The organism is Paracoccus ravus, from assembly GCF_004522175.1.
In the GTDB taxonomy this organism is placed as follows: Bacteria; Pseudomonadota; Alphaproteobacteria; order Rhodobacterales; family Rhodobacteraceae; genus Paracoccus; species Paracoccus ravus.
The window spans coordinates 17,458-36,248 of the sequence record NZ_SDEB01000011.1 but is presented as its reverse complement, the minus strand read 5'-3'; the positions used below and the strand labels follow the sequence as shown (position 1 = coordinate 36,248).

General features: G+C 64.3%; 20 protein-coding genes. 19 read left to right on the top strand and 1 reads right to left on the bottom strand.

Features of this window, described 5'->3' with window-relative positions; translation table 11 throughout:
- Positions 1 to 41: 41 nt before the first annotated feature.
- The 9 genes from ESZ60_RS10635 to ESZ60_RS10595 are packed head-to-tail and all read left to right on the top strand — an operon-like array spanning position 42 to position 7,447.
- Positions 42 to 938 carry a carbohydrate ABC transporter permease gene (locus ESZ60_RS10635; protein ID WP_134680562.1) on the top strand — a complete coding sequence of 299 codons (897 nt, stop codon included), beginning with the start codon at positions 42 to 44 and terminating at the stop codon, positions 936 to 938.
- The gene (locus tag ESZ60_RS10630) at positions 938 to 1,804 is read left to right on the top strand and encodes a carbohydrate ABC transporter permease (protein ID WP_134680561.1); all 867 of its coding nucleotides are present in this window, start codon (positions 938 to 940) and stop codon (positions 1,802 to 1,804) included. Before ESZ60_RS10635 ends, ESZ60_RS10630 begins: the two co-directional genes overlap by 1 nt.
- Before the next feature lie 3 nt (positions 1,805 to 1,807).
- The gene (locus ESZ60_RS10625; protein WP_134680560.1) at positions 1,808 to 2,893 is read left to right on the top strand and encodes an ABC transporter ATP-binding protein; all 1,086 of its coding nucleotides are present in this window, start codon (positions 1,808 to 1,810) and stop codon (positions 2,891 to 2,893) included.
- Positions 2,894 to 2,896: 3 nt separating this feature from the next.
- Positions 2,897 to 4,015, top strand: coding sequence for a mandelate racemase/muconate lactonizing enzyme family protein (locus tag ESZ60_RS10620; RefSeq protein WP_134680559.1), 1,119 nt, complete (start codon positions 2,897 to 2,899; stop codon positions 4,013 to 4,015).
- Positions 4,012 to 4,341 carry an L-rhamnose mutarotase gene (locus tag ESZ60_RS10615; RefSeq protein ID WP_134680558.1) on the top strand — a complete coding sequence of 110 codons (330 nt, stop codon included), beginning with the start codon at positions 4,012 to 4,014 and terminating at the stop codon, positions 4,339 to 4,341. Before ESZ60_RS10620 ends, ESZ60_RS10615 begins: the two co-directional genes overlap by 4 nt.
- A complete protein-coding gene (locus tag ESZ60_RS10610; RefSeq protein WP_134680557.1) occupies positions 4,334 to 5,389 on the top strand; it encodes a Gfo/Idh/MocA family protein in 1,056 nt (351 codons plus the stop codon). The genes ESZ60_RS10615 and ESZ60_RS10610 overlap by 8 nt, the downstream gene beginning before the upstream one ends.
- A complete protein-coding gene (locus ESZ60_RS10605) occupies positions 5,382 to 5,828 on the top strand; it encodes a MaoC family dehydratase (RefSeq protein WP_134680556.1) in 447 nt (148 codons plus the stop codon). The genes ESZ60_RS10610 and ESZ60_RS10605 overlap by 8 nt, the downstream gene beginning before the upstream one ends.
- 27 nt (positions 5,829 to 5,855) lie before the next feature.
- The gene (locus ESZ60_RS10600) at positions 5,856 to 6,596 is read left to right on the top strand and encodes an SDR family oxidoreductase (RefSeq protein ID WP_134680555.1); all 741 of its coding nucleotides are present in this window, start codon (positions 5,856 to 5,858) and stop codon (positions 6,594 to 6,596) included.
- Positions 6,597 to 6,607: 11 nt separating this feature from the next.
- Complete coding sequence (locus ESZ60_RS10595) at positions 6,608 to 7,447, top strand: fumarylacetoacetate hydrolase family protein (RefSeq protein ID WP_134680554.1); 840 nt, start codon at positions 6,608 to 6,610, stop codon at positions 7,445 to 7,447.
- A gap of 30 nt (positions 7,448 to 7,477) precedes the next feature.
- Here ESZ60_RS10595 and ESZ60_RS10590 read toward each other — a convergent pair whose 3' ends face one another.
- Positions 7,478 to 8,566: a lactonase family protein gene (locus tag ESZ60_RS10590; protein WP_134680553.1), complete on the bottom strand. Its 1,089-nt coding sequence runs from the start codon at positions 8,564 to 8,566 to the stop codon at positions 7,478 to 7,480.
- A 136-nt stretch (positions 8,567 to 8,702) separates the two neighbouring features.
- On the opposite strand from ESZ60_RS10590, the gene ESZ60_RS10585 reads away from it, so the two are divergent.
- From ESZ60_RS10585 to dctP, 10 genes are all read left to right on the top strand, one after another.
- Positions 8,703 to 9,458, top strand: coding sequence for an IclR family transcriptional regulator (locus ESZ60_RS10585; RefSeq protein WP_134680552.1), 756 nt, complete (start codon positions 8,703 to 8,705; stop codon positions 9,456 to 9,458).
- A gap of 179 nt (positions 9,459 to 9,637) precedes the next feature.
- On the top strand, positions 9,638 to 10,801 hold the full coding sequence (locus tag ESZ60_RS10580) for a CaiB/BaiF CoA transferase family protein (protein WP_245155660.1): 1,164 nt from the start codon (positions 9,638 to 9,640) through the stop codon (positions 10,799 to 10,801).
- Positions 10,798 to 11,922, top strand: a complete 1,125-nt coding sequence (locus ESZ60_RS10575; RefSeq protein ID WP_209021286.1) for an ABC transporter substrate-binding protein — start codon at positions 10,798 to 10,800, stop codon at positions 11,920 to 11,922. The genes ESZ60_RS10580 and ESZ60_RS10575 overlap by 4 nt, the downstream gene beginning before the upstream one ends.
- Before the next feature lie 52 nt (positions 11,923 to 11,974).
- Positions 11,975 to 13,156 carry a substrate-binding domain-containing protein gene (locus tag ESZ60_RS10570; RefSeq protein WP_134680550.1) on the top strand — a complete coding sequence of 394 codons (1,182 nt, stop codon included), beginning with the start codon at positions 11,975 to 11,977 and terminating at the stop codon, positions 13,154 to 13,156.
- A gap of 51 nt (positions 13,157 to 13,207) precedes the next feature.
- Complete coding sequence (locus ESZ60_RS10565) at positions 13,208 to 13,954, top strand: ATP-binding cassette domain-containing protein (RefSeq protein WP_134680549.1); 747 nt, start codon at positions 13,208 to 13,210, stop codon at positions 13,952 to 13,954.
- A complete protein-coding gene (locus tag ESZ60_RS10560; RefSeq protein ID WP_134680548.1) occupies positions 13,947 to 14,669 on the top strand; it encodes an ATP-binding cassette domain-containing protein in 723 nt (240 codons plus the stop codon). The genes ESZ60_RS10565 and ESZ60_RS10560 overlap by 8 nt, the downstream gene beginning before the upstream one ends.
- Complete coding sequence (locus ESZ60_RS10555; RefSeq protein WP_134680547.1) at positions 14,666 to 15,601, top strand: ABC transporter permease; 936 nt, start codon at positions 14,666 to 14,668, stop codon at positions 15,599 to 15,601. Before ESZ60_RS10560 ends, ESZ60_RS10555 begins: the two co-directional genes overlap by 4 nt.
- Positions 15,598 to 16,560: an ABC transporter permease gene (locus tag ESZ60_RS10550; protein WP_134680546.1), complete on the top strand. Its 963-nt coding sequence runs from the start codon at positions 15,598 to 15,600 to the stop codon at positions 16,558 to 16,560. Before ESZ60_RS10555 ends, ESZ60_RS10550 begins: the two co-directional genes overlap by 4 nt.
- Positions 16,561 to 16,571: 11 nt before the next feature.
- Positions 16,572 to 17,717 (top strand): alpha-hydroxy acid oxidase, encoded by a 1,146-nt coding sequence (locus ESZ60_RS10545; RefSeq protein ID WP_134680545.1) that lies wholly within the window; start codon positions 16,572 to 16,574, stop codon positions 17,715 to 17,717.
- 84 nt (positions 17,718 to 17,801) lie between these two features.
- Positions 17,802 to 18,785, top strand: coding sequence for a TRAP transporter substrate-binding protein DctP (gene dctP, locus ESZ60_RS10540; protein WP_134680544.1), 984 nt, complete (start codon positions 17,802 to 17,804; stop codon positions 18,783 to 18,785).
- Positions 18,786 to 18,791 lie beyond the last annotated feature (6 nt).

The window sequence follows — 18,791 nt, the reverse complement described above, 5'->3', positions numbered from 1 at the left end:
ACACCTGTGCCCCCTGACGGGCGCCAATGCCCGGATAGTCCATGACCCGCGCAAAACTGCCGCCATGGCTGGTTCTTCTGCTGCCCGCGATCGTCATCATCCTTGCGGTGGTGATGGTCCCCTTGCTGCTGTCGCTATATTCCAGCTTCACGCCCTATCACCTGACCCGGCCCGAGACGCTGTGGAAATGGATCGGGACTTTCAACTATGTGAAGGCGGCGACGGACCCGAATTTCTGGCGCGCCTTTGGCCGCACCGTGCTGTTGCTGACCATCGCGCTGAACCTTGAGATGCTTCTGGGCCTAGGCCTTGCGCTGATGGTGTCGAAGGTGACGCAGGGCCAGCGCCTGCTGCGTACGGCGATGATGTTCCCGATGATGTTCTCGCCCATCCTCGTGGGTTTTCAGTTCAAGTTCATCTTCAACGACAATGTCGGGCTGGTGAACAACGCCCTGCAATCGCTCGGCCTGACCGAACGCGCGATCCCTTGGCTTGTCGATGGCAACCTGGCGCTATTCGCGATCATCATGGCCGAGGTCTGGACATCGACCTCGGTCTTCGCGATCCTGATCCTCGCGGGGCTATTTGCTCTGCCGCAGGACCCTTTGGAGGCCGCCAAGGTCGATGGTTGCACGCCCTGGCAGAGCTTCCGCTATGTGACGCTGCCGTTCCTGATGCCGTTCATCTATATCGCCATGGCGATCCGCTCGCTGGATGTGGCGCGGGCCTATGACATCGTGCAGGTGATGACGAATGGCGGGCCAGCGCGGCGGACCGAGCTGCTCTGGACGCTGATCGGGCGCACCGGCTATGTCGATGCGCGCATGGGTTACGCCAATGCCATGGGCTATATCGCGATCCTGCTATCCATTGCCTTCACAGTATATTTCTTCCGCAAGCTGCAATCGGCGCGGCGTGAATTGGGGATGGCAGACTGATGGCATCCGCATCGCAACATCGTCTCCGCAAGCGCCTGCTGAGGGTCGCGCATCTGACGGGTCTGTTCCTCGCCATGTGCGTGATCTGCCTGCCGGGGCTTTGGGTTGTCCTGAACAGTTTCCGCCCCACGGTCGAGATCATGGCCAAGCCTCCGGTCTGGGTGCCGCAAAGCCTGAGCCTCGACCATTACCGTGCCATGTTCGGTGGCGCGGGCGAGGGGGGGATTCCGGTCCTGACCTATTTCAGGAACTCTCTGATCGTCTCGGTCACCTCGACGCTGATCGCGCTTCTGGTCGGCATGGCGGGGGGCTATGCCTTTGCGCGCTACAAGTTCAAGGGCAAGGCCGCAATGTTCGTGGCCTTGATGGCCAGCCGCGCCGTGCCGGGGGTGGCGCTGTCGCTGCCGCTGTTCATCATCTTTGGCCGGACCGGGATCATCGACACGCATTTCGGGCTGATCCTCGTCTATGTCTCGATGAACGTGCCGTTCACGATCTGGCTGATCGACGGCTTCTTCCGGCAGGTCCCGAAGGAACTGGCCGAGGCCGCCGAGATCGACGGCTGCACCCGCTGGCAGGCGTTCTGGCGCGTCGAGTTTCCGGTGGCGCGAGCGGGGATCGCCAGCGCCGGGATCTTTGCCTTCCTGACCTCGTGGAACGAATATGCCTTGGCGAGCCAGCTCACGCGGTCCGCGAATTCCAAGACCATGCCCGTGGGGCTTTTGGATTTCACCTCGCAATTCACTCTGAACTGGGGCGGCATGTGTGCGCTGGCGGTCTTGATGATCATCCCGGCCTTGGCGCTGACCTTCCTCGTTCAGAAACACCTCATCGCTGGCCTGACCTTTGGCGGCGTGAAAGGATAAGTCATGGCTCAGGTCCATCTCAAAGACGTGGTCAAGCGCTATGGTGCGCTGGATGTCGTCCATTCCATCAATCTTAGCATTTCCGAGGGCGAGTTCGTCGTCCTCGTCGGCCCCTCGGGCTGCGGCAAGTCCACCACCTTGCGCATGGTCGCGGGGCTTGAGGCAATCTCGGATGGCGAGGTCCGCATCGGCGATCGCGTCGTGAACGACCTGCCCCCGCGCGAGCGTAACCTCGCGATGGTGTTCCAGAACTATGCGCTTTACCCGCATATGACGGTACGCGAGAACCTTGGCTTCTCGCTGAAGATCGCCAAGCGGTCTCAGCGCGAAATCGACGCCGCCGTGAATGAGGCGGCAGAAATTCTGGCGCTGACGCCCTTGATGGATCGCAAGCCCGGTGCCTTGTCGGGCGGGCAGCGTCAGCGCGTTGCCATGGGCCGCGCCATTGTGCGTCAGCCGGATGTCTTTCTGTTCGACGAGCCGCTGTCGAATCTGGATGCGAAGCTGCGGACCCAGATGCGGGTCGAGATCAAGAAGCTGCATCAGAAGGTCGGCTCGACGGTGATCTATGTCACCCATGACCAGATCGAGGCGATGACCTTGGCCGACCGCATCGTCATTATGCGCGACGGCCATATCGTGCAGGTCGGCACCCCTCTCGAGGTGTTCGAGCGTCCGCTGAACACCTTTGTCGCGACCTTTATCGGCAGCCCGCCGATGAACCTGCTCAGCGGGGTGATCCAAGATGGGGCGGTCGTGTTGGCGGACGGGACGACTATCCCAACCCCGCCGGATCTGCGCGTGGCCGAGGGTCGCAAAGTCAGCCTTGGCATCCGGGCTGACAATATCATGCCCGAGGGGCATTCCCTGCCGCCCTCGGCCCATATGGCGCAGGTCGAGATGCCGGTTCTGCTGACCGAACCGCTTGGCACCGAGACGCTGCTTTTCACCCAGCTTGCCGGGACCGAGGTGCAGGCCAAGATGCTGAACCCGCGCCCGGTCCGCCCCGGCGAGGTGCTGCGTTTCGGCATCGCGCTCGACAAATGCCACCTTTTCGACGCCGAGACCGGCGCAAGCCTGAGGAGCTGACCCATGCCGCGCATTACGCAAGCCGAGGCTTTCCTTGTCGATCTGGTGCCCAAGGTGAAGCGCACCGACGCGATCCAGTCCTTCAAGAGCCAAGAGACCATCTTTGTCCGCGTCACGGATGCCGAGGGCGCGCAAGGCATGGGCTATAGCTACACCATCGGCGATGGCGGCTATTCGGTGCTGGAACTGCTGCGCCGCACCCTTCTGCCCGCATTGATGGGGCGCGAGGCCGATCAAATCGAGGCGATCTGGCGCGATCTTCTATTCGTAAGCCATGCGACGGCAGTGGGGCCGATCATGTCCTTGGCGCTGGCCGCCATCGACACCGCGCTCTGGGATCTGCGCGGGCATCGCACCGGCCTGCCGCTGCATCTGCTGGCGGGGGGCGCCAAGACCCGCGTGCCGATGTATTCGACGGAAGGAGGCTGGCTGCATCTGGAACCCGCTGCTTTGGTCGAGGATGCGCTGGCCATGCGCGAGGGCGGGTTCCGGGGATCGAAGATCAAGATCGGCAAGCCCACGGTTGCGGGCGACGCCGCGCGGCTTTCGGCGGTGCGCGAGGCTCTTGGCGAAGATTACGAGATCATGACCGATGCCAACCAGTCGATGACCCAGCCCGAGGCGACGCGGCGGCTTGGCCTGCTTGAAGACCTCAATATCGCGTGGTTCGAGGAACCCTTGCCCGCCGATGACATTGCCGGACATGCGCGGCTGAACCGCCTGTCGCGCGTGCCGATCGCGGTGGGCGAAAGCATGTATTCGCCGGGGCAATTCGCGGATTACATCGCCGCCGATGCCTGCGGCATCGTGCAGGCCGACGTGGCGCGGATCGGCGGCATCACCCCTTGGCTCAAGGTCGCGCATCTGGCCGAGGCGCATAATCTGATGATCTGCCCGCATTTCCTGATGGAACTGCATGTGAGCCTCGTCTGCGCCGTGCCGAACGCGCCGTGGCTCGAATATATCCCGCAGCTGGATGATATCGCGGCACCGATGGGCCGCGAGGGTGGCTTTGCGCTGGCTCCGACCGCGCCGGGTCTTGGCATCGCTTGGGACATGGACGCGCTCAAGGCCCGTCTGGCCGAGGGATCGGCATTCACCGTGACCGAGGGACAGGCATGAAGCGCTATGGTTCCGTTCTGGGTCTGAGCGAGGAAGGCAAGGCAGAGTATGTCCGCCTGCATGCCGAGGTCTGGCCCGGAGTTCTGGCGAAGATCAGCGCCTGCAATATCCGCAATTACTCGATCTTCCTGAAAGAGCCCGAAAACCTGCTGTTCTCTTATTTCGAATATCACGGCTCGGATTACGACGCCGATATGGCGAAAATGGCCGAAGACACCGAGACCCAGCGCTGGTGGGCGCTGAACATGCCGCTGCAGCGCCCGCTGGAGACCCGCGCCGAGGGCGAATGGTGGGCCGGGATGCGCGAGATTTTCCACCATGACTGAGTTGCGCCAGCGGGTGACCCCGCCAAAGACCAGCCTGCCCATCGTGATTTTTGGTGCGGGTTCTATCGTCAAAGACGCGCATTTGCCCGCCTATGCTGAGGCCGGTTTCACCGTCGCGGGCATTTACGACCCCGACCGCGAAAAGGCCGAAGCGCTGCTGCCAGCGGGGGCCACGGCCTATGCCGATATGGCTGAGGCGACCGCTCTTGGCACGGCCGCAATCTATGACCTCGCCGTGCCGCCCGCCGCAATCCCGACGATTCTTGAGGCTTTGCCCGAAGGCGCGGTCGCCTTGATCCAGAAGCCTCTGGGCTCTGATCTGGCCGAGGCCGACCGGATCATCGGCATTCTGCGCGCACGAAACATCCGCGCGGCGGTGAATTTTCAGTTGCGTTTCGCGCCCATGGCGCTGGCGCTGAAGGACGCGATAGGGCAGGGACTTCTGGGCGAGGTCGTCGATTTCGACGCATGGCTCGCGCTGGATACACCTTGGCATCTCTGGGCCTTTCTGAAGGACCTGCCGCGGGTCGAGATCCTGCTGCATTCGATCCATTACCTCGATTTCGTCCGCGACCTTCTCGGAAACCCGGCGGGGGTCCATGCGCGGACCATGGGGCATCCCTCGTCGAGTGTCTCGAATACGCGCACGGCGATGATCCTTGATTACGGGCCGCGCGCGCGGGCGGCTTTGTCGATCAATCACAACCACGCTTTTGGCCGGAAATTCCAAGCCTGCGAGTTCCGCATCTCGGGGACCAAAGGCGCGGCTTACATGAAACTGGGGGTCAATCTCGACTATCCCAAGGGTGAGCCGGACGAGCTTTGGCTGAACACGGATGGCGAATGGCGGCAGGTTCCGCTGGTCGGCAACTGGTTCATCGAGGCCTTCGTCGGCCGCATCACACAGGTCATGCGCTTCGCCACGGGCGAGGACGCGGACCTGCAGGGTTCCGCCGAGGACGCCTGGCACACCATGGCCCTTGTCGAGGCCGCCTATGAAAGCAGCGCCCTTCCGGCGCATCCGATCAGGACTTCCCCCGATGCTTGAGCAAGTGAAATATTACGAAGATTACGAGATCGGCGAGGGCCGCGACACCGTCGGGCGCACCATCACCGAGACCGATTTCGTCGTCCATGCCGGGCATTCCGGCGATTTCTTCCCGCATCACCTCGATGCCGAATTCTGCAAGACGCTCCCTTTCGGCCAGCGCATCGCGCATGGGACGATGGTCTTTACCATCGGCGTCGGCTTGACCGCGACAGTGATCAACCCGGTCGCCTTTTCCTATGGCTATGACCGGATGCGCTTCGTGAAGCCGGTCTTCATCGGCGACACGCTGCGCTCGCGGGTCGAGATTATCGGCAAGGAACTGCTGGAGAAACGCCCCGGCTACGGCCGCGTCACCGAAAGGCTGACCGTGACCAAGCAGACCGGGGAAACCGCCCTTGTGGCCGACCATATCTACATGGTCGAGTGCCGGCCGTGAGCCTAACCGATTCAAACTGAGGGACTGATGATGCAAAGACTTGCGGGCAAGCGCGCCCTGATCACCGCTGCCGGACAGGGCATTGGCCGGGCCACCGCCCTGCGGCTGGCCGAGGAAGGGGCCGAGGTCATCGCGACCGATGTGAACGAGGCGGCGCTGGCGGAACTCGCGGGCACGCCGGGCATCGAGACGCGCGTGCTGAACGTGCTCGACGGCGCGGCAATCACCGCCACCATCGCCGAGGCCGGTCGGATCGACGTGCTGTTCAACTGCGCGGGCGTGGTTCATGCCGGCGATATCCTCGCCTCGACCGAAGAGGAATGGGACTTCGCCTTCGATCTGAATGCCAAGGCGATGTATCGGATGATCCGCGCCGTGCTGCCGGGGATGCTGGCGCAAGGGGGCGGGTCGATCATCAACATGGCCTCGGTGGCCGGGCCGATCACCGCGCCCGCGAACCGCTTCGTCTATTCGGCCTCCAAGGCGACCGTGGCCGGGATCACCCGCGCCGTGGCGCAGGACTATGTCAAGCAGGGCATCCGCTGCAACGCGGTCTGCCCGGGCACCGTGGACAGCCCCTCGCTGCACCAGCGCCTGCGCGATACCGGGAATTACGAGGCGGCACTTGAGGGCTTTATCGCCCGCCAGCCGATGGGCCGCATCGGCAAGCCCGAGGAAATCGCCGCCATGGTCGCCTATCTCGCGGCCGACGAATCCGCCTATACCACCGGCCAGCTTTTCGCGCTGGACGGCGGCTGGACCATCTGAGGAGCATCCCAATGAAACTAGTACGTTATGGCGAGCGCGGCGCGGAAAAGCCCGGTCTGGTCGATGCCCAGGGTCGCCTGCGCGATCTGTCCGCCCATGTCACCGATATTGGCGGCGAAATGCTGGCCGATCTGGGTAAGCTGGCCGCGATCGATCCCGAAACCCTGCCCTTGGTCGAAGGCGATCCGCGCTTCGGGGCCTGCGTCGGGCAGGTGGGGAAATTCATCTGCATCGGGTTGAACTACTCCGACCATGCTGCCGAATCCGGCATGGAGGTGCCGCCCGAACCGGTGATCTTTGCCAAATACACCTCGGCGATCTGCGGCGCGAATGATCCGATCATCATCCCGCGCGGCTCGGAAAAGACCGATTGGGAGGTCGAACTGGCCGTCGTCATCGGCAAGCGCGCGAAATATGTCTCGCCGGAACAGGCAATGGAGCATGTCGCGGGCTATTGCGTCTGCAATGACGTGTCCGAGCGTTCCTATCAGATCGAGCGTTCGGGGCAGTGGTCCAAGGGTAAAAGTCAGGACAATTTCGGCCCCATCGGCCCTTGGCTCGTGACCCGCGACGAGATCGAGAACCCGAACGATCTGCGCATGTGGCTCAAGGTCAATGGCGAGCAGATGCAGGACGGCTCGACCAAGACCATGGTCTATGACGTGCCGTTCCTTGTCTCGTATCTGTCGCAGTTCTTCACCCTGCATCCGGGCGATGTGATCTCGACCGGGACGCCGCCCGGCGTCGGGCTGGGGATGAAGCCGCCGCGCTATCTGAAGGCGGGCGATGTGGTGACGCTGGGGATCGAGGGCCTGGGTGAGCAGCGCCAGATCTGCGTCAACGACATCTGAAACCGAGGAGGGGGCTGAACGCCCCCTCGCTTACGGCGCGAATTTCACGCACATCGGCGTGCCGATGGGGATGAACTTGCCGGTATCGGAGAGCGCGCCGGTCTCGGCATCGCGGGCAAGGATCGAGACGCGATCCGCATTCTGGTTCGCCACCAGCAGATGCCGCCCCGTGGGCGTCAGCGCCAGATGGCGCGGCGTCGCGCCGCCGCTGGGGGCGAAGCCGCGCGGGGTGAGCGTTCCGGTCCCGGACACCTCAAGCACCGCGATGCTGTCATGCCCCCTGTTGCCGCCATAAAGGAAACGACCATCGGGCGAGATCTGGATATCCGAGCAATGGTTATGCGCCCGCGCCTCATCCGGCACGGCGGGCTGGCTGTCGATCAGGGTCAGGATGCCGGTCTCGGGGTCAAGCGCATGGGCGGTGACAGTGGAATCAAGCTCATTCATCACGAAGACAAAGCGCCCGTTCGGATGCAGCGCGATATGGCGCGGGCCCGCGCCGGGGGCAGTGGGCGTGCTGGCCAGACGCTCGGGCGTGCCGTCCGTTGCAATCCGATAGGTGACGAGCGTATCGGTCCCCAGATCGGCGACGATGACGCGGCCGCCTTGCAGGATTTCGGTCACGCTATGGGCATGGGATCGTTCCTGACGCTCGGGGTTCGGGCCAGAGCCCCGATGCGCGACGCTGGCGATGGCGGGGGACAGGGTGCCATCCATGCGGATATCGAAGACCGTCAGCGATTGATCCGGTCCGCCGCTGCCGACAGCATAATTCGCCACATAAAGCCGCTTGCCGTCGCGCGAGATCATATTATGCGCGGCGATGCTGCCAAGGGTCGGCTGGGTATTGAGATAATCCAGGCGGTCGGTGTCGCTCTCATAGGAGAAGGCAGTGACCAGCCCCTCGCGCCACTCGGCCACCTCGGAATTGGCATAGACATGGCGTCCATCCGGTGTCACCGAAAGATAGGTGGGGTTTTCGATATCTGGAAAATGCGCGAGGCGGCGGAACGTCAGCGCTTCTTCGTCAAAGGCGTAAACGCTAAGACCGTCGCCGCGTGCGCCTTGAAAATACGGCGTCTCGCGATTGAGCGCGCCGATGAAAAGTCGAAATTCCATGTCCCCCCTCCCGTCTGGTCCGGTCCTCCCGTGACCCGACGTTTCCATATTTAAAATTGTGTACCGCCAGTAAACTCAATACATATGATCAGGTCAATCCGCCGCATCTCGGGATGCCGGCTCCAGAGGTGAAACCATGTCGGAAGACGAAGATGAAGGCCGCTATCGCGCCCCTGCGCTGGACAAGGGGCTGGACATGCTGGAACTGCTGGCTGCCCGCGACGAGGGGATGACGCTCAAGGACATCGCGACGGCGCTCGGGCGCTCGCCGACCGAGCTCTACCGGATGCTCGACCGGCTGGCGCGGCGCGGCTATGTCGCGCGGCAGGGCGATACCTATGACCTGACGCTGAAGCTTTTTATCCTTGCACATCAGCGCCCGCCGATCCGGCGGCTGGTGCGCCATGCCTTGCCGGTGATGCGCCGATTCACCAGCAGCGCCGAGCAGGCCTGCCATCTGGTGCAATATGATCGCGGCGATCTGGTGGTGATCGCGCAGGTCGAGGCGCCGGGCTATTGGGGCGTGAATATCCGCACCGGCGCGCGGATCGGGCTGGTGAATTCGGGCTCGGGTCATGTTTTTCTGGCCTTCGCCTCGGAAGAGGAAAAGGCGCTGATGTTTGAAGAGCATGAGACCATGCCCTTCGAGGTCGCGCCGCCCGCGCTTGACGCGCGTCTGGCCGAGGTGCGCAAGCAAGGGTATGAGGCGATGGAAAGCCAGCAAACGCCCGCTGTCTCGAACCTCTCCGTTCCGATCATGGGGGCGAATGGTGCAGTTTTGGCGGTGCTGACCTGCCCCTTCCTGCGGCGGCTCGAAAACCCCAATGCGCCCGATCGCGAAAGCGTGCTGCGCATGCTTCTGGAGGCGGGGCGCGAATTGTCCGGCGGCTGATCCGGTCTCAACCCAGTCCTTTCCCACCCCGGCCCTGTGGCTGGGGTTTTCTTTTTCGTAGCTCTCGGATTCGCGCTTGCAGAACCGTTCCATAAATGAAATTGTCATTCACATAAGAAATGTAGTGCCGCAAAACCGCAGGGGAGGCGGGCGGCGCGGCATCGCTGGGAGAGACGATCTTGAACGAGACTGACACCGCCCTGCCGCTTGACGGCCTGCTTGTGCTGGATATGAGCCAGTTCCTGTCCGGGCCTTATTGCTCGCTGCGGCTCGCGGATATGGGCGCGCGGGTGATTAAGATCGAACGCCCCGATGGTGGCGATCTGTCGCGCAGGCTTTATCTGTCCGATACCGAGATCGGCGGCGATTCGACGATTTTCCATGCCATCAACCGCGGCAAGGAAAGCCTTGCCATCAACATGAAGGATGAGGGCGATCTCGCGGCGCTGAAAAAACTGATCGCCAAGGCCGACGTCGTGATCCAGAATTTCCGCCCCGGCGTGATCGAGCGGCTGGGTCTGGACTATGCCGCGCTGCGTGAGATCAACCCGCGTTTGGTCTATGCCTCGATCTCGGGCTATGGCGATGAGGGGCCTTGGGTCATGCGGCCGGGGCAGGACCTGCTGGCGCAGGCGCGCTCGGGGGTGATGTGGCTCAATGGCGACGAGGATCAGGGGCCGGTGCCTTTCGGCCTCGCCATTGCCGATATGCTGGCGGGCGCGGCCTGCTGTCAGGGCATTCTCGCCGCTTTGGTGCGGCGCGGCATCTCGGGGCAGGGGATGGAGGTCAGGACCAGCCTGATCGAGGCGCTGATCGACTTCCAGTTCGAGGTCCTGACCACGCATCTGAACGATGGCCGCCGGGTGCCGACGCGCTCGAATTTCCGCTCGGCCCATGCCTATCTGTCGGCGCCTTACGGCGTCTATCAGGCGAGCGATGGCTGGCTTGCGATTGCCATGACGCCCTTGGCGCGGCTTTCGGGGCTGATGGGGATCGAGGGGCTTGCCCCCTTTATCGACGAGCCGAAACTGGCCTTCACCCGCCGCGACGAGATCAAGCGGATCATCGCGGCCACCGTCGCGACGCGCAGCGTGCAGGACTGGCTGGAGATCCTCGAGCCCGCCGATATCTGGTGCGCCCGCGTGATGGATTGGCCGGAACTTCTGGCCTCGGAAGGGTTCCGCACCCTTGACATGCTGCAAACGGTGACCCGCGCGGACGGCGTCTCGATCGAGACCACCCGCCTGCCTTTGCGCCTGAACGGGTTGCGCCCGACCCGGCCCGAGGCCGCCCCCCTGATCGGCGCGCATAGCGCCGCCATCCGCAAGGAGTTCGCGCTGTGACCCGACTGAAAGGCATGACTTGGAGCCATCCGCGCGGCTATGATCCGATGGTGGCCTGCTCGGCGATCTGGGCCGAAAAGACCGGCGTGAAGATCGACTGGGAAAAGCGTTCGCTGCAGGATTTCGAGAGCTTTCCGGTCGAGGAACTGGCCCGCAATTACGACCTGATCGTCATCGACCACCCGCATGTCGGCCAGATCACCGATGAGGGATGCCTTGCGCCATTGGATGTGCCGGGTCGCGAGGCCGAGCGCGCGGCCCTGGCGGCAGGCTCGGTCGGGCAGAGCTATCCGAGTTATAACTGGCGCGGGAGCCAATGGGCTTTTCCAATCGATGCGGCGACGCAGGTCATGGCGTGGCGGCCCGATCTGATCGAAGCGGCCCCGGCGACTTGGGACGAGATGCTTGATCTCGCCCGTGCGGGCAGGGTGATGATCCCGCTGCGCCCGCCGCATTCGCTGATGTGCTTCTTCACCCTCGCGGGCAATCTGGGCCGACCCTGCGCCATCGAAGGGGATAGCTTCGTCGATGCCGCGACCGGGTCGCAGGTCTGGGCAATGCTGCGCGAGATTTCGGAACTGGTCGATCCGTCCTGCGCCAGCATGGACCCGATCGCGGTTTTCGAGGAAATGGCCCAGCCCGGCTCGCGCATCGCCTGCGCGCCGCTGATCTATGGCTATGTGAATTACGCCATTCCGGGCTTCCGCCCCAGCCTCATCCGCTTTGCCGATATGCCTCTGGCTGGGACGCTGGGCTCGGTGGGCTCGGCGCTTGGCGGGACCGGGATTGCGGTCTCGGGCTTCTCGACGGCCCGCGACGCCGCCATCGACTTCGCCTATTGGATCGCCAGCGGTGAGATCCAGCGCGGTCCTTTCGCCAAGGCCGGAGGTCAGCCGGGTCATGCCGACGCTTGGGAAGATGGCACCGTGAACGCGGCCACGAGTGAGTTTTATCGGGCCACCCGCGCGACGCTGGAAGGCGCATGGGTCCGCCCGCGCCATGACGGCTACATGAATTTCCAAGAGGCCGCAGCGCAACGGATCACCGAAGGGCTCGCCGCACGCGAGGAATTCGCGCCGGTACTTTCCGACCTCAACCGCCTGTTCCGGGAGAGTTTCTGACAGTCCAAGACGCCCCCGGACGCTTCCGGGACCATAAGGGAGGAGGAACCCGATGAAAGGAAGACTATGCGGCATCCTGGCCGCGACCGCGCTGGCTCTGCCCGCCGCGGCAGAGACGGCGGTCAAGGATGTAATCGCAGGCCTGCCCGCCGAACTGGCCGCGCAATATGAGAACGCGCCTCAGAATGTCACGGCAGGGCCGCTTGGCGATTTCACGCCCAAGGCGAAGCCGTGGAAATGGTGCCATTCGGAAAGTTATCAGGGAAATCCGTGGCGCGTCTCGGTCACGAATGAATTGAAGCGCCTTGTCGATGGGCTGATCGCCGACGGTACGGTGTCGAGCTTCGAGGTCTCGGATTCGAACGGCGATGTCGGCCAGCAGATCAACCAGATCCGCGCCTTCATCGACAAGGATTGCGGCATCATCACCTCGATCCCCGGCTCGGCCACCGGGCTGGACGAGGCCATTGCCGCCGCAGCCAAGGCGGGCATTCCCTTCGTCACCGCTGCCGGTTCGGTCACCGCGCCTTCGGCTGTCAACGTGGACAGCAACTATACCCGATGGGGCTATGAGATGATGGCGGCCATCGGTAAGGCGCTGCCCGAGGGCGGCAATGTGCTGATCGTCGAGGGCATCGCGGGCCATCCCATCGTCGCGCAAGAACGCGCCGGAGGCGATGCCGCGATGGCCGAGCATCCCAAGCTGCGTACCGCCCGCGTCGTGAACGGCGACTGGACCGCCAATGTCACCAAGACCGTGGTCTTGCAGACGCTTGCGACCAATCCCGCGCCGATTGACGCGGTCTGGTCGGCCGGTTCGGAATCGCGCGTCATCGCCGAGGCTTTTGCCGAGGCGGGTCGCCCGGTGCCGCTGATCACCGGCTCGATCACCGGCGATGCCTTGGGGCATTGGAAGGCCAATCCCGAGGGCTACCGTTTCGAGGGCCATGCCGTGCTGCCGGGCTGGACCGCGCAGACCCTGTTCCGTGTCGCGGGCCGCATCATGGCGGGGCAGAAGCCGGTCCTGAACACGCTGATGATCCCTCTGCCGCCGGTTCATGGCGCGGATCTGGCGAATTGGCATCAGGATTGCATGACGCCGGATGCGGTCTCGGTGTTTCCGGTCCCGCCCGCCGATCCGATGCCCGAGGAATGGCTGAACGCCTATTTCTCGAATCCCGCGCCCAGCCCCGCCTGGGACTATGCGGCCGTGCCATCGGCTTGCGCGAAATAAGAAAGCCGGCCGCGCCTCACGCGCGCGGCCCCCACCCACGGAGTGAGAGCCATGCTGGAAATCTCCGGCCTGACCAAGCATTACGGCGAGACCAAGGCATTGGACCGCGCGGATATCGCCTTCCGCGCCGGTACGGTGCACACGATCCTTGGCGAGAATGGTTCGGGCAAGAGCACCCTTGTGAAGCTGCTGTCGGGGATCGTCCTGCCCGATGCCGGGCAGATCCGTTTCGAGGGCCGCCCGGTCACGGCGCGCGACCCGGCGGGGTTTCAGGCGGCGGGCTTTGCCACCGCCTTTCAGGAGGTTCTGATCGCCCCGGATCGCAGCGTGACCGACAATATCCTGCTGGGCCTCGACGGGCTTTTCACCCGCCGCATCCCACGCGGCGAGCGCCGCACCCGCGCCGCCGAGGTGCTGGCGCGCTTTGCCCGCACGCCCATCGATCCGGATGCGCAGGCCGGTTCCCTGCCCCTGGCCGCCCAGCAACTCGTGGTACTGGCCCGCGCAGTCGCGCGCGAGCCGCGCATTCTGATCCTCGACGAGATCACCGCCGCGCTGGATTACGCGGATCGTGAATCGGTCTTTGATTTCATGCGCGAACAGGCTGCGGCGGGCTGCCTGATCCTTTTCATCACCCATCGCATGGATGAGGTCATGGCGCTTTCCGACGATATTTCGGTGCTGCGTTCGGGGCGGGTCGTCGCGACCGGTCCGCGCGGCGACGCGACCCCGGCAGCGCTGCTGAAAAAAATGGCCCCGCAGACCGCGCGCGAACTCACCGAGACCCAGCATGCCTGATATGATGAATATCCTTGACCTTACCCTGAAACCGGGCGCCGCGCCCTTTTCGACGGGCTTGCGGGCGGGCGAAATCCTTGGTCTTGCGGGGCTTGACGGGCATGGCCAAGAGGTTTTCCTGCGCCGCCTCGCCGGGCTTGAGCGCAGCGCGGGCGGGCTCGAGATGCAAGGCCGTGCGATCAACGCTGCCCGCGATGCCGAGCGCAATGGCGTGGTCTATGTCCCACGCGACCGCCGTTCGACGGGGATATTTCCGGGCCTCTCGATCCTCGACAATTTCGCCATCGCGACCGCGGGGCGGGACCGGCGCGGCGTCTTTATCAGCACGCGCGCGCGCCGCGCGCGCTACGACCGCTGGAAGGAGCGGCTGAAGATCGTGGCTCCTTCGCCCGAGGCGCCGATCACCGCGCTGTCAGGGGGCAACCAGCAAAAGGTGCTGCTGGCGCGGGCGCTGGCCCGCGATCCCAAGGTGCTGCTGCTGAACGACCCGACGCGCGGCGTAGATGTCGCGACCCGGCATGTGCTTTACGATCTCTTTCGCGATCTGGCTGCCGAAGGCATGGCGCTGGTCATCCTGTCCTCGGAGATCGAAGAAATCCTTGTCCTTTGCGACCGCGTGCTGGTCTTTCGCGACCATGCCATGGCGGCTGAAATGTCGGGCGCGGCGATGCAGACCGGCTCCGTGATCGCCGCCATGTTCGGGAGGGCAGCATGACCCGCATCCTTGGTCGCAATGGCTTTGCCCTGGCCATTCTTGCCGTTTTGCTGGCGGCAAATCTGATGATGAACCCGGCGCGATTCCATCCCGCCGCATGGGGCACGCTTCTGGGCATGGCCGCGCCGCTGATCGGGGCCGCCTTGGCCTCGACCCCGGTGATCCTTGCCGGGCGGGGTGGCATCGACATCTCGGTCGGGCCGGTCATGGGGCTGGTCGGCGCGGTGGTGATCAAGCTCCTTTTCCTGGGCGCGGGGATCTCGTCGCCCTTCCTGCTGTGGCCCGCCGCCCTGGCGATCGGCGCCGCGATCGGGGCCTTCAACGGCTTCATGGCGGTGGTGGTCCGGGTCCAGCCCATCGTGGCGACGCTGGGGACCTATCTGATCCTTGGCGGCGTGACCCTGACCATCCTGCCCGCGCCCGTAGGACCCGCGCCAGACTGGCTGAAGGCCATGGCGGGCGGCTGGTCCTTTCTGCCGCTGGGGCTGATCGCGCTGAGCTGGTGTGCACTGACGCGGTTGCCGTTCCACGGGCAGCTGATGGCGGTGGGCAGCGACGATCGCGCCGCCTACACCGCCGGGGTCAATGTCAGCCTGGTGCGGTTTCTGGCCTATGTGCTCACTGGCCTTCTTGCCGGGGCGGCGGGCATGATGCTGACCGCGCTGATCGGTTCGGCCGATCCCAAGGTCGGCGCGAATTACACCCTGATCGCCATTGCGGCCGTGGCGCTTGGCGGCGTCAGCCTTGCGGGCGGCAGGGGCGGGTTGCTGGGCGCGGCCATCGGCGCGATCGACATCTTCCTGCTGCAAAGCCTGCTCACCACGCTCAATGTTTCGACCTATGTCCTTCAGGTCGCCTATGGCGCGATCCTCGTCACGGCGGTCGTCCTGATCGCGCTGCAGGACCGGCACGCAGAAAGGAGCCCGGCATGACCCTTCGTCGTGACGCCATGTCCATCCGCATCCTTGGCGCATTCGGCGTGGCGCTGGCGCTGCATGCCATCGGCACGGCGCTGATCCCCGGCTATTCCGCGCCCTTCGCGATCCGTGCCATGCTGGTCATCGCGGCGCTTCTCGCGGTGGCCTCGGTCGGGCAGACGCTGGTGGTGATCCTTGGCGGAATCGATCTCTCGATCCCCTTCGTGATCGGTTTTGCCAATGTCGTGGCGGCCCAGCTTTACGGGCAGGGCTGGCATTTCGCACTGGTCTGCGTCGTCGTCTTTGGCCTTGCCGGTTTGATCGGGGCGCTGAACGGGGCGCTGTCGCGCGGGCTGAACATCCACCCGCTGATCGTCACGCTTGGCGTGGGGATGATCGTGCAGGGTCTGGTGCTGATCTGGACCAAGGGCTTCCCCTCGGGATCGGCACCCAAGGCGGTTTCGGCCTTCGTGTCCATCGGCGGGCATTTCGGCCCCTTGCCGGTTCCGGCGCTGATCCCGGCGCTTGTGGTGCTGACCCTGCTGATCCTCTTGGTCCTTGAGCGCACCCCCTATGGCCGCCAGCTTTACGCGCTGGGGGCCAATCCGGGCGCGGCGCCCTATGCACTGATCCGGCCATTGCGGATCTGGACCGTGACCTTTGCCATTTCGGCGCTGTTCGCGGCGCTGGCGGGAGTTCTTCTGCTGGGCTTCACAGGCTCGGCCTACGGCGATGTCGGCCAGCCCTATCTGTTCCAGACCATCGCCGCCGTGGTGGTCGGAGGGGCGGCGCTGGTCGGCGGTCGCGGCAGTTTCGTCGGCACGCTGGCCGGGGTTCTGGTCCTGACCGAGATCAACACGCTGCTGATCGGGCTGAACTTCGCGCCGGCCTCGGTGCAGGCCGCCTTCGGGGCGATCATCCTGCTGCTCGTCTCGCTTTACGGCCGCGAGCGGCATTTCCGAACCACCGTCTGAGGGAAACTGCGATGCGCTTGGCCGATTGCCATAATTTCCACGATTTCCGGCGGCTGGCCAAGCGCCGCCTGCCGGGGCCGATCTTCAACTATATCGATGGCGGGGCCGATGACGAGGTGACGCTGCGCCGCAACAGCGCAGCCTTCGAGACGGTCGATCTGGTGCCGGATGTGCTGCGCGGCGTGACCGATGTGGATCTTTCGGTGACGGTCATGGGTCAGAAGCTGGCGCTTCCGGTCTATCTGTCGCCGACCGCGTTGCAGCGGCTTTTCCATCATCAGGGCGAACGCGCGACCGCAGCGGCAGCCGAGACCTTCGGCACGATGTTCGGCGTGTCCTCGCTCGGGACGGTGGGGATGGCGGAACTGGCGAAGAAGCACCGGACCCCGCAATGCTACCAGTTTTATTTCCACAAGGATCGCGGCCTCAACCGCGCCATGATGCAGACCGCCAAAGAGATCGGCATCAAGGTGATGATGCTGACCGTGGACAGCATCACCGGCGGCAATCGCGAGCGCGATCTGCGCACCGGCTTTTCGATCCCATTCCGCCTGACGCCGGGCGGCATGGCGCAATTCGCGCTGAAGCCGCGCTGGGGCATCGACTATCTGCGGCACGAGAAATTCTCGCTGCCGCAACTCGACGCCCATATCGACATGAAAGGCGACAGCCTGACCATCGGGCGCTATTTCACCGAGATGCTCGACCCGTCGATGAACTGGGATGATGTGGCGCAGATGGTCGAGGAATGGGGCGGCGCGTTCTGCCTCAAGGGCGTGATGAGCGCCGTGGATGCGCGCCGGGCCGCCGATATCGGCTGTTCGGGCATCGTTCTGTCCAATCACGGCGGCAGGCAGCTTGACGGCTCGCGCACGGGCTTCGACCAGCTGGACGAGATCGTGCAGGCCGTGGGGGATCGCATCGACGTGATGATGGATGGCGGCATCCAGCGCGGCACGCATGTCCTCAAGGCGCTGAGCCTCGGGGCCAAGGCGGTCGGGCTGGGGCGGTTCTATCTTTACGCGCTGGCCGCTGCCGGACAGCCCGGAATCGAGCGCGCGCTGACACAGATGCGCGCGGAACTCTTGCGCGACATGCGGCTGATGGGCGCGCGCAGCGTCGCTGATCTGAACCGCGACAAGCTGCGCTTCCGCTAGGGAGGAAGGGCGGGCCCGCGGGGAAGGGCGGGCCGGTCCGGGGACACAAACCGCTCCTGTCAGGAGCATGAGGGAGGAATGACGATGAATGTTTTCAGACTGATCGCTGCGGCGACAGCCATTGCCCTGGCACTGCCCATGGCCGGACATGCCGAGACGCAGAAGCTGCGCTTCACCACCTCGCAGGTCAATCCCAGCGAGCCGATCGTGGTGGCGATGAAGGGATTTGCCGAGCGCGTCGGCGCACGCAGCGACGGAAGATTGCAGCTTGAGATCCTGACCGGCGACCAGCTTGGGCCGCAGAAAAAGGTCAACGAGATGGTCGCGAGCGGTGCTAAAATGATCAGCGCCACCGATTACGGCCAGCTTTCGATCTTTGCGCCGGATGTGGGGGTGATCGCCGGTCCCTATGTCTTTGCCGATCTGGCCGCCGCCGACAAGCTTTTCGCCTCGGATGTGTTCAAGGGGCTCGAAGCCCAGCTTGAGGCCAAGGGGTTCAAGGTCGTGATGCCCTCGGGCCTGTTCGGGCTGCGCCATGTCATCGGCTCGCAGGCCTATCGCAGCCCCGCCGAGATGGAGGGGGTCACGATCCGCGTGCCGTCCTCGCCGATGATGGTCTCGACCTTCACCGCCTTTGGGGCACGTCCCACCGAACTGCCTTGGGGCGATGTCTATAACGCGCTGCAGACCAATGTGGTGGATGCCGCCGAAGCGCCCTTTGGCTCCATCGCCGGATCGAAACTGCAGGAAACCCGCAAGGTGATTTCGCGCACCGGGCATCAGATGATGTTCACCGCATGGGTGACAAGCAAATCCTATTTCGACGGGCTCGATCCCGATCTGCAGCAGATCCTGCTGGAAGAAGGCCAGAAGACCGCCAAGGAACTGACCGCGCTGACGCTGGAAACCGACCAGCGCTATGCCGACGAGTTGAAGGCGCAGGGCGTCGAGATCGTGGAGGATGTCGATGTCGCGGCCTTTCAGGCGGCGGCCAAGGGCGCGTTCGATGCGGTGCCGGGGCTGACGCCGGGCATCGTCGATCAGGTCCGCGCCGTCGTCGCGCAGTGACACCAC

What these genes read in the sequence shown, in the direction of transcription:
- ESZ60_RS10625 (WP_134680560.1), top strand. Translation starts at nt 1,808, where the DNA reads ATGGCTCAGGTCCATCTCAAAGACGTGGTCAAGCGCTATGGTGCGCTG.
- ESZ60_RS10635 (WP_134680562.1), top strand. Translation starts at nt 42, where the DNA reads ATGACCCGCGCAAAACTGCCGCCATGGCTGGTTCTTCTGCTGCCCGCG.
- ESZ60_RS10615 (WP_134680558.1), top strand. Translation starts at nt 4,012, where the DNA reads ATGAAGCGCTATGGTTCCGTTCTGGGTCTGAGCGAGGAAGGCAAGGCA.
- ESZ60_RS10590 (WP_134680553.1), bottom strand. Translation starts at nt 8,566, where the DNA reads ATGGAATTTCGACTTTTCATCGGCGCGCTCAATCGCGAGACGCCGTAT.
- ESZ60_RS10585 (WP_134680552.1), top strand. Translation starts at nt 8,703, where the DNA reads ATGTCGGAAGACGAAGATGAAGGCCGCTATCGCGCCCCTGCGCTGGAC.
- ESZ60_RS10600 (WP_134680555.1), top strand. Translation starts at nt 5,856, where the DNA reads ATGATGCAAAGACTTGCGGGCAAGCGCGCCCTGATCACCGCTGCCGGA.
- ESZ60_RS10560 (WP_134680548.1), top strand. Translation starts at nt 13,947, where the DNA reads ATGCCTGATATGATGAATATCCTTGACCTTACCCTGAAACCGGGCGCC.
- dctP (WP_134680544.1), top strand. Translation starts at nt 17,802, where the DNA reads ATGAATGTTTTCAGACTGATCGCTGCGGCGACAGCCATTGCCCTGGCA.
- ESZ60_RS10555 (WP_134680547.1), top strand. Translation starts at nt 14,666, where the DNA reads ATGACCCGCATCCTTGGTCGCAATGGCTTTGCCCTGGCCATTCTTGCC.
- ESZ60_RS10610 (WP_134680557.1), top strand. Translation starts at nt 4,334, where the DNA reads ATGACTGAGTTGCGCCAGCGGGTGACCCCGCCAAAGACCAGCCTGCCC.
- ESZ60_RS10545 (WP_134680545.1), top strand. Translation starts at nt 16,572, where the DNA reads ATGCGCTTGGCCGATTGCCATAATTTCCACGATTTCCGGCGGCTGGCC.
- ESZ60_RS10595 (WP_134680554.1), top strand. Translation starts at nt 6,608, where the DNA reads ATGAAACTAGTACGTTATGGCGAGCGCGGCGCGGAAAAGCCCGGTCTG.
- ESZ60_RS10570 (WP_134680550.1), top strand. Translation starts at nt 11,975, where the DNA reads ATGAAAGGAAGACTATGCGGCATCCTGGCCGCGACCGCGCTGGCTCTG.
- ESZ60_RS10565 (WP_134680549.1), top strand. Translation starts at nt 13,208, where the DNA reads ATGCTGGAAATCTCCGGCCTGACCAAGCATTACGGCGAGACCAAGGCA.
- ESZ60_RS10630 (WP_134680561.1), top strand. Translation starts at nt 938, where the DNA reads ATGGCATCCGCATCGCAACATCGTCTCCGCAAGCGCCTGCTGAGGGTC.
- ESZ60_RS10605 (WP_134680556.1), top strand. Translation starts at nt 5,382, where the DNA reads ATGCTTGAGCAAGTGAAATATTACGAAGATTACGAGATCGGCGAGGGC.
- ESZ60_RS10620 (WP_134680559.1), top strand. Translation starts at nt 2,897, where the DNA reads ATGCCGCGCATTACGCAAGCCGAGGCTTTCCTTGTCGATCTGGTGCCC.
- ESZ60_RS10550 (WP_134680546.1), top strand. Translation starts at nt 15,598, where the DNA reads ATGACCCTTCGTCGTGACGCCATGTCCATCCGCATCCTTGGCGCATTC.